This is a genomic window from Legionella massiliensis (assembly GCF_000756815.1).
In the GTDB taxonomy this organism is placed as follows: domain Bacteria; phylum Pseudomonadota; class Gammaproteobacteria; order Legionellales; family Legionellaceae; genus Tatlockia; species Tatlockia massiliensis.
Map to the genome: position 1 here is coordinate 212,821 of NZ_CCVW01000002.1, position 14,112 is coordinate 226,932.

A 14,112-nucleotide genomic window follows, 5' to 3' on the forward strand; every position below is an offset into this window, starting at 1 on the left:
TCATCCCGCCCCCGTCATCTCGAACGTAGTGAGAGAGCTCCGGGATTTGCACCATGCCACATTCAGGAGATCTCTCACCACGTTCGACATGACGTATCTCTTTGGAATACGCCATCCCGAACAAAACCCCTGTCATCCCGCCCCCCGTCATCTCGAACGTAGTGAGAGATCTCCGGGATTTGCACCATGCCACATTCAGGAGATCTCTCACTACGTTCGACATGACGTACCTCTTTCATAACACAGTGCCCTCTGTTTCGCTCTGGAGTAACTTTGTCAAACCCCCAAAATCCCTACTATAGTTAGATAGTATTTTCAACAACTCAACGGATATCACTTACAAGGAGATATATCATGGGATATGTACAAGTTGATGCCTCCACCAAGGTTTTTGTGGAAGATTGGGGGTCAGGCAAACCTATTGTTTTTATTTCAGGCTGGCCCTTTGATCACCGCTGCTACGAATATCAGTTCACTCAATTGCCTAAACAGGGCTACCGTTGTATTGGCATCGACATGCGTGGTTATGGACTATCTGACAAGCCCTGGGGGGATTACAATTACAACGTTTTTGCGGACGATATTCTCAAGGTTTTACGTCATCTCGATTTGCACGATGTCACTCTCGTAGGCCACTCAATGGGCGGTGCAATTATCATCAATTACTGTGCCCGCCATCACAACGAACGAGTATCCAGCTTAGTGCTCATGGGTGCAGCCGCACCAATTTGGACACAAAGGCCTGACTATCCTCATGGTTTTACAATTGACCAATGTAATGAATTGCTCAATCTATGCTATTCAGACAGGGCTCAACTCCTAGAAAATTTTGGTAAGATCTTCTTTTATAAAGAAGATTCCGTAAGCCCCAAATTTGCCGACTGGATGCAAAACATGGGTATGGAAGCCTCTCCCTACGCCACCTCCGAATGTATTATCGCCCTGAGAGATACCGATCAACGTAAAAATTTAGCAAAGGTTCTAGTTCCCACTGCAATTTTCCATTCACCTAATGATAAAGTGTGTCCATACGGCTTTGCTGAAGAAATGCACAAAGGCATTAAAAACTCAAAAATTATTCCTTTTGAGAAAAGCGGCCACGGCCTGTTCTACGATGAATGGGAAAAATGCAATTCTGAGCTTATGAAATTTGTTGACGAACACTCTAAATAAGAGTTCTGCAATACCGTTTTAAACGGTATTGCTTTAACAAAATTTATAGGAAGATTTATCAGTAGAAATACTGCTACACTCTATATATTAGTTTATAAATATTTTGCTATGTAGTGATTTATTAGCGGAGAAATGAAGATGGGTATAAAGCTAAAGCGGTTAAGAAACCATGAAAAACTTGGACAATATGCTGCTAGCTTGGAGCGTTTTGACGAGCTGAGTTTAGATATCGAGGAAACCGATCTCACGGCAGAAAATGTGACTAAGCTCGCAAAAGCATTTCAGATTTATAAATCTGCTAACAAGCTTAATAAAGATAATTTTTTTGATATTTTAGACAATTTCAAAAACAACCGTAAACAATTTGACGCTTTTGTTAACCTGTATAGTAACGAAAAGCAGGCTAACTTATTTAAAAAAGTAGATCCTGAATCTCTTCTTAACATGGATGAAAATCAATTATTGTTTTTGAATGCTGTATTAGCCAAAACGAACCCCAAACATGTTAATCAAGAACTTATCGACTTTGCACTGGCATTTTCCAAAAAACCTGGGGTTAAACCAGAGCACGCACAACAACTTTCCGACTGTTTAAATGCCATATATGGCGCAGAGGTACCTATAACTCAAGCTTGGTCAAGCAAAAATAGATTACAAAACTTTTTGAAACAGGTAGACAGTAAAAATATTAAGGATGTCAGTACAGTTCTAAATAGCCTGAAAGAGAGCGAGGCTCTGAATAAAGATTCTTTTGATAATGTAATGAACAATGCACCTTTTTTATCTCGTAGCAATGATATTGAAAAAATTTTTGAAGACATGAGAGAGGTTGGGCTACCAGTAAAAGATTATCAACAAAGAATTATACAACTTGCCGTAGATGATGACTTTGAGCCTTTGGCAGCCACACATGACAGGAGGGATCCCTCTTTTAAGCTACCGGGGCTAAAAGATGTTTTACACGGCTTAAGCTCTGTAGAATTACCTAAAAAAGAAGGCGCTAAAGAAGCTCCAAAACTCGGCTTAAAACCCAAGCTTTTAGACACTTTACTAGCTAATGTTGACAAATTGGATGGTAAAGCTGCTTCGCTTAAGGAGTGTTTCCAAGCGCTTGTAAACAATGGCATACCTCATAATGTAGATGGTAAGAGTAATAGACTGGAAGCCCTCATAAAACTTGATGATTTTACTAAAGATAAAAACTGCACAAAGATAAAAGCTGTTGCATCTATCCTAACAAGCTTAGACGGCAGCACTCCCCCCCCTCCTAAAAAGCCATCTTTCTTAGACGGCAGCAAACTTGATGATATTTTGGCACAAGCTGCTCTCCCAAATTCAAAATTAGTAGCAAATGCCCCACAAATATGCAAAGCATTCGATGCTGTACGAGAAGCTGGTATTTCATTGAAAGGCCTAAGAGGGCCTATTATGAGTATGGAGAACAGCAAGGATTTAGAAAATCTGGCAACTATCTTAGGTGAATTGAAAGCTGACCCTAATAAGCCTGATCAGATTAAGGAAAAACTGGATACAACCGCTGTAAAAGTGTTAATTGCAAATACTCCGAAGATGGACAAAGAGAACGCACAAGCTCTTGGGAAAGCAATAAGGCAACTGCAAAATCACGGTATTGCTCTTACAGACACTACCACTGCAATAGCGCAGGCAGTAGGGACGAATAAAATTGGCCAGGATAATAATTTAAATAAACTTCTAACGCTTAATACAGCTCAATTAAATGCTGTAAGTACCATTCTTTCCAAACTGCCAAAGAATATCAACAACGAAAGTACCTTGAGACATATACTTGATAAAGGTACTTTGACAAAGCTCACGGCTCTCTTCCATCCCATGACCGTACAAAGAGATGGTAAAGATGTTAAATTCACTAGCTTTGCAGATATATACGCTGATGCATTTGAAAATATCAATAAGGCTGGTGTTGATCTCAAAGGGCACAGAGCAGATATCCTTAAAATGAGCCCAACTGAGGCGTTTGCTCTCAGCAACATCATGCATGGACTGAAAAAGTCCTCTATCCCATTAAATACAACAGAATTTGAGACTCTAAAAACCAGCATGACTGGCTTAGTTAATAACATTGTTGGTCAAATTAAATTCGATCCGACTAAAAGTCGGGATCTGCAGATATATGACGCAATCAATGCTCATACAAAGCAACTCGGCGAAGTCATAGGATTAATAAGAGGTAATGGACACTCTCTAACAGGATTCACTGCTGCACTTGGACAACTAATTGGAGATAAAAAACTTAGTAAGGACAGTCATCTAGCACGCCTTTTAGAGATGAATACTGCTGAGGTGACTGCGGTTAACAAGGTTTTAAGCTCACTTAAGGGCGAAACAATTGACGAAAATATCCTCAAGCATGTTATGGCAAAAGCAAAAGATCTCAGTACAGACACCTATACTGTCGGGGAAGGGGAACATAAAGAAACGTTTACTAGAGCTGAGCTTGCAGCCAATATTTTTAACCTAATGGATAAGCCTCTGAAAATTACCCAGAAGGGGCATCGTGCAGATATCGTTAATATGAAAGCTGATGAATTGCACGCCTTTCACAGTATACTGGAAAAATTAGGACCTAAAATTACAAAACCCTTGGATGCAACCGATTTTGGCATCCTCAGAGCAAGTATTCCAGCCCTACTAGATAACCTTATCGGGGATGACAGAGATCCCAGCAAGAATACACCAGCAATACAAAAGGTTATAACTGAACACACTACATCACTTGGTAACGTTATAAATATTATACAAGCGAACCATCACTCTCTAACCGGTATCGGTGCTTATGTAGGACAGAAACTTGGAATAGATAGCCTCAAAAAAGATAGTCATTTAGGTCGGCTCTTAGAAATGGATACCGATCAACTAAAAAGTGTGGAAACGGTTTTAGGTTCACTTAAAACAGAAACTGTTAACGAAAGTATTCTTAAAAAGATTTTGGCAGCAGAAAATCTTCAGGAAATACTTGAAGTCGACGAGCAAGAATTAACCAGGGCAGATCTTCTTAGTGATATCTTTAAAAAGATGGATGGCACCGAGACTAGTATAGGTATTACACAAAAGGGGCATCGAACAGCACTTCTTGAGATGCCTATAGAGGACTTGTATGCTCTTAAAACCGCATTAGATAAAATCCAAAAACCTAAACCACCTGCGCAACCCTTGGATGCAACCGACTTTACAGCTTTAAGAGAAAGTATACCTGTTATTAAAGAGAAATTTTTTAAAGAGCTGGTAGAGCCTGAAATTAAAAAACTAGACAGCTTAAAAGAAGAGCTTAAAGCACTTGAAGCTGAACTTCTCAGTGCCAAGGATGAGGTAATCGAGCTTACAGATATCGCCCAAGGTAATGTAGACGAAGAAGATGACGATGCATTTTTTGATAGACTTGACAGCATTCTTCCTGATGATGACGAAGACTTAGGCGGCGATTTTGACAACGACTTAGAAGATGCACCTCCTTCTCTTTCAGAGAGAATAGCACAGCTAAAATACGATATTAGATCTCAAGAGAAACAAATAGAAGAAAAAAAAGCTGAGGCCTTAACTAAAGCCTATGCTCATGCCGGAAAACTTGGTGAAGCAGTTAATATGATAAAACAACAAGGTGTTGCTCTAACTGGCGCATCGGCTGTTGTTGGGCAAGCTCTTGGTAGCTCTGCCCTTAGTCAAGATAATCTGATAACTAGTCTTGCAAAACTTGGACCGAAACAACTCGAATCCGTAACCAACATCCTGAATGTACTAGGCAAGGACCCTAAACCTGGTTCAACAGAATTTAATTCGAAAATCGTTAATTTCCTTATTGAAAATAGCGATGAGCTGGCTGAAGTCGCTAATAAAAAAGGTAAACCGCCTACTCCAATAACAAACGCAGAGGGAAAGGAGCTCACAAGAGGAGAGATTATTGTTAACGTCCTTACTGAAATGAATAATGCCGGTATTCCTTTTAAAGATCGCCGTGAGCTAATGAAAAAAGATGCTGAGGAACTGAATAATCTTGCTAGTGTACTCGGTGAAGTTAATAAAAAATTAACTGAGCTTAATGGTGGCGTGAGCAAGCCACTACCTTATAGCACCTTTGAAATGATACGCGATAATATTGGCGCCTTTAAAGGACAAGACGCTGAAAAGTCTAAAGCACTTGCAAGCTGTATAGCCTCTCTAACAAATAGTGGCATCAACCTCAAGAATCCCTTGTTTGGCAATAAAGTTGAAGAGCTAATGAATAAGAGTGCTAAGGAGTTAACTGAGGTAGCAAAAGTTTTAAACGTCTTAGCAGGAAAAGCAAATTTAGACCCTAAAACTTATAAGAATCTAATGGAGAGATCGAGTAACCTAGTTACTGACACAATAGAAAGAACCTTAAAGGATGGTACTACAGTTACTCAAACAAGAGCTGATTTACTTGTTGAGGTTTATGGCAAAATGAGGAAAGTGGAAGGCTATAGACAACCACTCATGGATCTCGATTGTAAGCAGTTAGAAAAAATGAGTAACAAATTAGATGAACTGAAAGCGAACGGTAAATATTCAACATCCACAGATATTAAAGGGATAATAGAAGACATTAAAGAAGACCCCAATTACGGCGAACCCCTAATACGAATGGATAGGGCTTTATAGTAATATTTAACAGCTAATATTAAAGCAAAGACAATGCGGGTAAGAAATTTACCCCGCATTTTTTGCTGTTTATAAAACTTGAAATTGTGAGGGCTAGAAGAGAGTTCCTGATTAGGGTATTGTCTTTACTCCAACCTTGGAGTGAATAAAATGAGAAAGCACTCTGCAATTTATATCCTGGCTAATAAAGCCCATGGCACACTATATACAGGCGTAACTTCCGAGCTTATCGCTAGGGTATATCAACAATAAACAAGGCTTCTTAGATCATTGCTCTACTAACAGATACCACCACGTCACTCTGAACCTTGGATTGCTTCTCTCTGTTCGCAATGACGGTTGAAAATAGCAAAATCTTTCCCACAACAAGCCACAACATTTGCAATTTCCCTAAAAAAAACGTTGAATTAGGAAAGAGCTGTAGCAATCAGCAATTTATAGGCTATAAATTAAAAAGGAGTTCTTAGATCTTATGAGCATTATGAAGATAGTATATTTTTTTGTATCCCTTCTGTTTTTTTCCAGTTTTTCCTTGCACGCCGAGGGTGAGGTATTGAAAGTTGCGGTCAATGGCTACTCCCCTCCCTTTGTCATGCAATCAGCGAATAAACAATTATCTGGCTTTGACATCGAGTTGATGGAGAATGTTTGTAAAAGCATCAAACGCACCTGCCAGTTTGAAATGATGCACTTTCAGGATCTGATCAAAGCTGTGCAAACTAAAAAGGCTGATGTTGCTGTTAGCTCTATCTTCATTACCCCTGAGCGCGCAGCCTTAGTTAACTTCTCCTTGCCCTACCTCCCAAGTAACGCACTTTTCCTAGGCCCAAAGGATAAGATTAAAGGCCCCTTTAATTTAGGGATGCTAAACAATAGTACTATCGGTGTTGAAAAGGGAACTATTTTCGACAAGATGGCGGATACCTTGGGAATTCAAAACCCTAAAATTGTTAGGTACGATAAATATGCCGACGAAATTGAGGCCTTAAGAGACAATAGTATTGATTTTGCCTTAATGGATGAGCCTGCAGCACGGTATTGGCAAATCCAATCCTCAGGAATCTTTATGGCCTTGGGACAACCGATGGTTTATGGCTCTGGCGCAGACCTTGGCGTAGCAATTGCAGTCAATAAAGAGGAAGGCGATTTGCTCAATGAAATTAATACGGCTTTGCAGGAATATAAAAATAGTAAGGACTATAAAGATAATTATGATCGCTATATTGCTTATTTCTGAGAGTTAAGGTGACGGGGGTGACCTATTACCAACGATACTTGTTAATCCTTTAGCCCGAGCTACGGACTTAACACAGTCTGCCTACATCGACTATTCCGAAATCCCGCGGCATTACTGCGGGATCTATCTCGTGCGACTACTAGACTCCGCGGTTGATGCCCATAGATATGTGTAGCCTTGATGTAGCGCAGCGTAATCAAGGTTTTCTAGTGCAAATTATCTCGAGAGTTATCCCCTTAGAGGAACCTAGTATTAGAGAGGACTGTTAGAAGGTTTTTTTTGAGGAATCGGAAAACCTTGATTACGCTGCGGCTACGTTTGATTTTTGTAATATGCCCCTTCCGTCATCCTAAGCGTAGCGAAGGATCTCCTGAATGGACACCGCGCTAACCCCAGAGATCCTTCGCTACGCTCCCAAAGACGTACGTCATGTCGAGCGTAGAGAGACATCTCCTGATGTGTAGCACTGTGCTAACCCCGGAGATCCCTCACTATGTTCGGGATGATGAGGTCTTTATATCGATGTTTGCCCAAAAGGGGCTGGGGCGCTCAGGATAACGGGCTATGTTAGGGTGACGGATTGCCCTTTTACTGGTTTTTTTGTGTAGATACCTATGGGGCGATGCTAGTAATAGGCCACTCCCCTAATGTAGAGTCTGACCCTTGGTAATGCAGTAGGTAATCACCTGGCGAGTTACAAAGTCGCCCTTAGATGCGCCATAAACAGATTTAAAATGCTCTGCTAAGATCATGACCCATGAGGAAAGACGAAAATCCATTCGCTTTTCTTCTTGATTAACAACAACTTCGAACAATCCCAGTGAATCGGTATTCTTCTCATTCGCATATTCTTCCATGATGCGTTGCGCAGCGCTCATATCCTTGTGTTTAGTTGGCCAATTCTTATTCATCTTACCCCCTACTTCATGACAACGGGTTGAATAACGTCTAGCAAAGCATCGTTATATCGCATATCATGCCACATTTTGGTCATTTTTTCAATATTGTGCCCATTTTTTTATCTCTTGCATCCCCACTCTCTTGTAATTCCTGCCAAAGAGTGACAAACAAAACCATGATGATAGGCCCAACGAATAATCCTAGCAAGCCAAGTGTTTCAACTCCACCCAAGATACCAAAGAGTACTGCAAGAAAAGGTAGCTTAATGGCGCCGCCGATTAAAACTGGTTTGATGAAATGATCGGCAACAAACATCACAACAGTTCCCCAAATTATCACAATAATTGCGCTAACCATTTTGCCTGCAGCAAAGAGAACCAGGGCAACTGCAGTAAAGACAACAGGGACAACGAAGGGAATCATTGCAGCAAACGCAGTTATAAAGCCAACTAGGGTTGGGGCTGGAAAATCGACAAAGAAGTAACAGAATCCCATCAAAATACCCACGCCAAGGCCTACTAAAATGGTGCCATTCACCGTTCCTCGCAGAGCGGAGGGTAAGCCATCTGCGTAACGGAACCAGCGTTCGCCTAGGCAATAATTACCAATCTTGTTGATCTGCTGATATAACTTGTCGCCATCGCGATAAAAGAAAAAGAGGGATAATAGGGTGAAACCCAGTTGAAATCCACGATGAGCAAGATCGGCACCAACCTGTTTAGCATAATAGCTCAAAGGTGTTAAAGATATATGGAGATTAGAGAGTAACCCTCGGACATTTCCAGGATGACTGATATTAGCATCCCAGTAGGTAACCAGATCATTTCCTACTAAAGGAAATTGCTTGATAAACTCAGGGGCTGTCCCGCCCACTTTATTTACTGTCTGTAAGTAGTTGATGAATAACTGTAATTCTGTAACAAGAACCGATATTAACCAACTTAAAGGCAGTAATAATAACAGCGCAAACATCGTGGTAAATAGCAAGGCAGCCAAATTGGTTCGTGAGCCAAATAAGCGCAGCCAGCGTTCATAGAGGGGGTAAGTAGCTATAACAATTATCGCAGCCCAAACCATGGATGGAATAAAACGGTGAACAATAAAGGTTGCCATAGCCACAATTGCAACTGTCAGCCCCATGCTTAGTAATTCTTTATGTCCTTCATTCATTTTGCGAAACCCCATACCAATAATTGTAGAATCAACCAAGCAGGTACTGCGGCCAGCACGTCATCTAGCATAATTCCTAATCCACCTTTGACCCTTTCATCAACCAATCCTATTGGCTGTGGTTTCCAAATATCAAAAAGGCGAAAAAGAAGAAAACCAGCGATCATCCAAAACAAACCAACAGGAACCATTGTCATCGTTAATAAATAACCTACAACCTCATCCCAGACAATTCCTGAATAATCATGCACACCCAATTCACGCGAAACCTTATCACTGACCCAAACACCGAGGATAAAAGCAGCTAAGGTAAACAATAGATAAACTGTTAGTGACTGTCCGGCAAGTAATAAATATAAAGGTACTGCCGCTAGGGTTCCCCAGGTTCCAGGAGCAACAGACATTAAGCCGCTACCAAAACCAAAGGCGATAAAATATGCAGGATCCTGCCAAACTTTATTCGAAATTTTTATGGTGTTCAATTTGCGGTACTCCTTTCATTTAAAAATGGCTATACCCAAGAGGAACAAGCTCCCGAATCCCCTCTCCGTCAATATTCATACGCATACCAGGCTTCTCTTCAGTCTGCCCTATGGGGAAACAGCTTAACCCAAGACCTTTAAGAGAGGCTAACAATCTTTTCTCATTTTGCTTAGGGACAGTGAAACATAGCTCATAATCGTCTCCGCCTTCCAGGGCGAAATCAACTGCCTGCTCCGCCTGATACTTTTTAACCAGCGGATGAACAGGAATAGAACTATGGTTAAGGCAAGCCCCTACCCCGCTCGCGACGCAGATGTGATTAAGATCAGCGCTGAGGCCATCAGAGATATCGATTGCCGCAGAGGCACAATCCTGCAAGAGTTCTGCTAAATCAACACGGGGAACCGGATGCTGTAATTTTTGCATCAGCACCTGTTTATCAAACTCATCAGAGAGATCAACTGGCAAAAAGGTTACAGCAAGTGCTGCAGCACCTATCTGGCCGCTTACATAAATCTTGTCGCCAGGTTTGGCACCAGAGCGCCGTACAGCCTTGCCCTTAGGCGCCAGGCCATGAATAGTTAGGGTCATGCTTAAAGGACCATGGGTCATATCACCACCAATTAAAGCAACGTTAAACTGCTTTAGCGAATCATGTAGTCCCTGAGCAAAGCGCTCAAGCCAGCTTTGATCAAATTTTGGCAGTGTGAGTGCTAGAGAAAGCCAGCAAGGCTTTGCGGCCATAGCAGCAATATCACTGATATTGACCATAACCGCTTTAGAAGCAATATCATAAGCATCCCAACTCTGCAGAAAATGGACGTCAGCAACCAGTGTATCCGTGCTCACCAACAAGTCCTGATCGACAGGGACACTGAGGCAGGCAGCGTCATCACCTATGCCAAAGACGATATCATCACGGTGCAGAGCAGGTGCTTTAAAAAAGACATCAATTAATGAAAATTCATTCATTGCCTAGACTAATTTCAACGGCTCTGGCTTTTTGCGCCAGATTATTTAGCACACCGTTAACATAGCGGTGACCATCCTGGGAACCAAATTCCTTGGCTAGAGAGATTGCCTCATCTAAAACCACCCGATAAGGAATTTCCGGGCAATGATACAATTCAAAGGCACCCAAACGTAAAACGGATAATTCTACCGGGTTTAGGCTTTGAATTGGCCTATCGAGAAAGGGCAGCAGATTTTCTTCTAAAATACTTAGATGCTCTGGCACGCCATGTAATAAACGACAAAAATACTCCGTATCAACCTTTTCCATATTATTCGCTACACGAAACTGTGTCTCGATTTCATAGATCTCATGGCCTGACATTGACCATTGATAAAGCGCTTGCACGGCGAGCTTACGAGCGCGCCTTTTGCCGCTGATAGTTTGTTTTTCCACAATTACCTCACGAAGTTCTATCGTCTTTCATCTGATCGATAGTTTGTCTGAAATCACTGACGTCTTTAAAACGTTTATAAACCGATGCAAAGCGTACATAAGCAACATGATCGAGACGATACAGTTGCTTCATTACCAGTTCACCAACCTCGCGTGAGTCGATTTCTCGCTCACCACTACGCCTGACTTCCTGCATGATCGTGATTATCGCTTCTTCAAGCGCATCAACACTTACTGGCCTTTTTTCCAAGGCACGCAGCATGCCGGCCCGTAAGTTAGTGATGTTAAAGGGTTCACGACGACCGTCCCGTTTAATGATCGAAGGCATGATTAGCTCAGCTGACTCAAAGGTAGTGAAGCGCTCATGACAGAGAAGACATTCACGCCTTCTACGCACCTGCGCTCCCTCTGCAACTAAGCGCGAATCAACGACTTTGGTTTCTTCTGCATGACAAAATGGGCAATACATAATTATCGATACACCGGAAATTCACGACACAATTGCAACACTTGCTCTTTAACTCGGGCAATAGTTGCCTCATCATTTACATTATCAAGCACATCGGCTATCCATTCTGTTAGGCGGCTTACCTCTTTTTCTTTAAAACCGCGCGTTGTAATAGCGGGTGTGCCAAGGCGAAGACCTGAGGTGACAAAGGGTGAACGAGGATCGTTAGGCACTGTGTTTTTATTAACAGTGATATTTGCTCGCCCTAAGGCTGCATCAGCTTCTTTACCTGTAATATTTTTCTCTATCAAATCCACTAGCAAAAGGTGATTTTCCGTACCACCAGAGACAATCGGATAACCTCTGCTCTTCAATACTTCTACCATTACCTTAGCGTTCAGCAAGACTTGTTGCTGATAGAGTTTGAATTCAGGTTGCAAAGCTTCAGCAAAGGCCACTGCTTTGGCTGCAATAACATGCATTAAAGGACCACCCTGCATACCAGGAAAAACAGATGAATTTAGTTTTTTCTCTATCTCTTCATTCGCGCGCGCCATAATCATCCCGCCACGAGGTCCACGCAGCGTTTTATGGGTAGTAGTGGTTACCACATCGGCAAAGGGAATTGGCGAGGGATAAAGGCCTACGGCAATTAAGCCAGCAACATGGGCTATATCCGCCATTAAATAGGCGCCAACTTTATCAGCGATAGACCTGAATCTTGGCCAATCAAGAACCTGCGAATAGGCTGAAAATCCAGCAATGATCATTTTAGGCCGGTGTTCTAAGGCTAATGCCTCCAACACATCATAATCAATTAAGCCTGTTTGCGGATCCACACCATAGGGGATCGCTTGATATAATTTTCCGGAAAAGTTCACCTTTGAACCATGGGTCAGGTGGCCACCATGAGGTAAGGACATACCAAGGATGGCATCTCCGGGCGATAGCAAGGCCATCATTACTGCGGCATTCGCCTGTGAGCCAGAATGAGGCTGAACATTCACATAATCTGCGTTAAAAAGCTGTTTTGCGCGCGCGATAGCAAGGGTTTCTGCCATATCGACATATTCGCAGCCGCCGTAATAGCGTTTTGCAGGATATCCTTCGGCGTATTTATTGGTCAGAACTGAACCCTGGGCTTCTAAAACGCGGGGACTGGCATAATTTTCAGAAGCAATCAACTCAATATGCTCTTCTTGTCGCACGCGTTCGGCTTCAATAGCTCGCCAGAGCTCATCATCAAAACCTGCAATTGTGTAATTTCGATCAAACATGGTTCTTTTACCCCCTCAATCTATATATTAATTATACAATCGCTCAGTCAGGTGCGTAGACAAAAACTCCCTTCTCCCCTTGTGGGGAGAAGGGATGTCTTATTTACACCAGAGATACTGCGAGCTTCGTTTTCAGGCTATTTTACAACCAGGTCGTTAATTACTCGTTTAACACCCATAATGTTTCCAGCAAGTGCGCCAGCACGTTGTTTAACGGCAGCACTACTCACAAAACCACTTAATTGAACTTGGTCTTTAAAGGTTTTAACTTTAATAGTAAGCCCTTTGGTACCCAATTTATCGACTAATTCTGCCTTCACTTTGGTAGTTAAAGCGGAACTATCGATATACTGACCAGTACTTTCGCTGGTTGGTGTTGGGGAGCATGCGATGATTGATAAAACAGAAAAAGCCAGAACAAATATCTTAAGCACCTTTAGCATTATTTCTCCTTTACGATAAAACTGCCAAGATTACCACAGCTGCCATGATGAGGAAACTAGGAGAGAAACTTTAGATATCGGTCGCTGAAGTTTATACTGCAAGCGGGGCTGATGTTGCTTGGTCCGAAGAAGACCGTAGCCTTAGGGCTGTTTCGCCTGAGCATACTTATTAATAATTACTTTTGACTTAGCTGCTTGATGGCTATGATTTGGCGTTATCACAGTCTTAGGGTTTGGACGATGACTAGGAATTCCTGACATAGCAACAGCATGTTGCTGGTTTGATCTATGAATGTCTGGTTGAACGCCTTCCCGCTTAGAAGTATTTCCTGGAAATACAACCTCTGAAGCTATTCCAATTGATGGCAATAAGACGACCAAGATAAGCAAATATTTCATAAAAATCCCTTAACCATTAACAAATAAAAGAAAGGCACAATCTCTCGGTTGTGCCTTTAAATGTATCTTAGAGCCTATTAATTAACAATTTCGATAGGATATGGGTATGAAGAGGAAACAAAATTCTTGAAAACGACTTTGCTAAACCACCCGTTAGTAGTGATTAACAAATTAATTCCTTGTGGGCAGTAATAGGCGTCGTAATCATACAAATCGATGATGTGTGATTCATAATATCCCCAGGAAGCTGGACCAATGTAAAATTCATTCACTATACCGCCATATGGTGATACCACTTGGCCTGAAGCTGTTAGTGAATAGCTACTCTTATTGATGATCTGCACCTCACAATAGCCTGGCATTTTTGCTTTTTTCACAGCCGTTTTTACGTCGGGCTTAGCTGGATAAACAGCACGATGACTATTCTCAGCATTAGCAGATGAGAAAAAAGCTATCAGACCAACAAAAAGCAAGGACTTCAATTTCATTATTGTTCTACTCCTGAGTAATTTGGAAGC

General features: G+C 41.8%; 13 protein-coding genes. 3 read left to right on the top strand and 10 right to left on the bottom strand.

Going from position 1 to position 14,112, the window contains the following annotated elements; all coding sequences use genetic code 11:
• The first annotated feature begins 354 nt into the window (after positions 1 to 354).
• From BN1094_RS08190 to BN1094_RS08200, 3 genes are all read left to right on the top strand, one after another.
• The gene (locus BN1094_RS08190) at positions 355 to 1,173 is read left to right on the top strand and encodes an alpha/beta fold hydrolase (protein ID WP_043873956.1); all 819 of its coding nucleotides are present in this window, start codon (positions 355 to 357) and stop codon (positions 1,171 to 1,173) included.
• 198 nt (positions 1,174 to 1,371) lie between these two features.
• Positions 1,372 to 5,829, top strand: a complete 4,458-nt coding sequence (locus BN1094_RS08195; RefSeq protein WP_141650449.1) for a hypothetical protein — start codon at positions 1,372 to 1,374, stop codon at positions 5,827 to 5,829.
• Positions 5,830 to 6,310: 481 nt separating this feature from the next.
• Positions 6,311 to 7,066: a transporter substrate-binding domain-containing protein gene (locus BN1094_RS08200; RefSeq protein ID WP_043874560.1), complete on the top strand. Its 756-nt coding sequence runs from the start codon at positions 6,311 to 6,313 to the stop codon at positions 7,064 to 7,066.
• A gap of 644 nt (positions 7,067 to 7,710) precedes the next feature.
• Here the strand turns inward: BN1094_RS08200 and BN1094_RS08205 are convergent.
• The 10 genes from BN1094_RS08205 to BN1094_RS08250 form a co-directional block, all read right to left on the bottom strand.
• A complete protein-coding gene (locus tag BN1094_RS08205; RefSeq protein ID WP_043873958.1) occupies positions 7,711 to 7,977 on the bottom strand; it encodes a hypothetical protein in 267 nt (88 codons plus the stop codon).
• A gap of 79 nt (positions 7,978 to 8,056) precedes the next feature.
• The gene (locus BN1094_RS08210; protein ID WP_043873959.1) at positions 8,057 to 9,136 is read right to left on the bottom strand and encodes an AI-2E family transporter; all 1,080 of its coding nucleotides are present in this window, start codon (positions 9,134 to 9,136) and stop codon (positions 8,057 to 8,059) included.
• Positions 9,133 to 9,618, bottom strand: a complete 486-nt coding sequence (locus BN1094_RS08215) for a phosphatidylglycerophosphatase A family protein (RefSeq protein ID WP_043873960.1) — start codon at positions 9,616 to 9,618, stop codon at positions 9,133 to 9,135. Before BN1094_RS08215 ends, BN1094_RS08210 begins: the two co-directional genes overlap by 4 nt.
• 19 nt (positions 9,619 to 9,637) lie before the next feature.
• Positions 9,638 to 10,591 (bottom strand): thiamine-phosphate kinase, encoded by a 954-nt coding sequence (thiL, locus tag BN1094_RS08220; protein ID WP_043873961.1) that lies wholly within the window; start codon positions 10,589 to 10,591, stop codon positions 9,638 to 9,640.
• A complete protein-coding gene (gene nusB, locus BN1094_RS08225; protein ID WP_043873962.1) occupies positions 10,584 to 11,027 on the bottom strand; it encodes a transcription antitermination factor NusB in 444 nt (147 codons plus the stop codon). Before nusB ends, thiL begins: the two co-directional genes overlap by 8 nt.
• Positions 11,028 to 11,034: 7 nt before the next feature.
• Complete coding sequence (gene nrdR / locus BN1094_RS08230) at positions 11,035 to 11,496, bottom strand: transcriptional regulator NrdR (RefSeq protein WP_043873963.1); 462 nt, start codon at positions 11,494 to 11,496, stop codon at positions 11,035 to 11,037.
• A 2-nt stretch (positions 11,497 to 11,498) separates the two neighbouring features.
• Positions 11,499 to 12,752 carry a serine hydroxymethyltransferase gene (gene glyA / locus BN1094_RS08235; RefSeq protein ID WP_043873964.1) on the bottom strand — a complete coding sequence of 418 codons (1,254 nt, stop codon included), beginning with the start codon at positions 12,750 to 12,752 and terminating at the stop codon, positions 11,499 to 11,501.
• 137 nt (positions 12,753 to 12,889) lie between these two features.
• Positions 12,890 to 13,195, bottom strand: a complete 306-nt coding sequence (locus BN1094_RS08240) for a BON domain-containing protein (RefSeq protein ID WP_043873965.1) — start codon at positions 13,193 to 13,195, stop codon at positions 12,890 to 12,892.
• 141 nt (positions 13,196 to 13,336) lie between these two features.
• Positions 13,337 to 13,594, bottom strand: coding sequence for a hypothetical protein (locus tag BN1094_RS08245; RefSeq protein ID WP_043873966.1), 258 nt, complete (start codon positions 13,592 to 13,594; stop codon positions 13,337 to 13,339).
• A gap of 77 nt (positions 13,595 to 13,671) precedes the next feature.
• Positions 13,672 to 14,082 carry a hypothetical protein gene (locus BN1094_RS08250; RefSeq protein WP_043873967.1) on the bottom strand — a complete coding sequence of 137 codons (411 nt, stop codon included), beginning with the start codon at positions 14,080 to 14,082 and terminating at the stop codon, positions 13,672 to 13,674.
• Positions 14,083 to 14,112 lie beyond the last annotated feature (30 nt).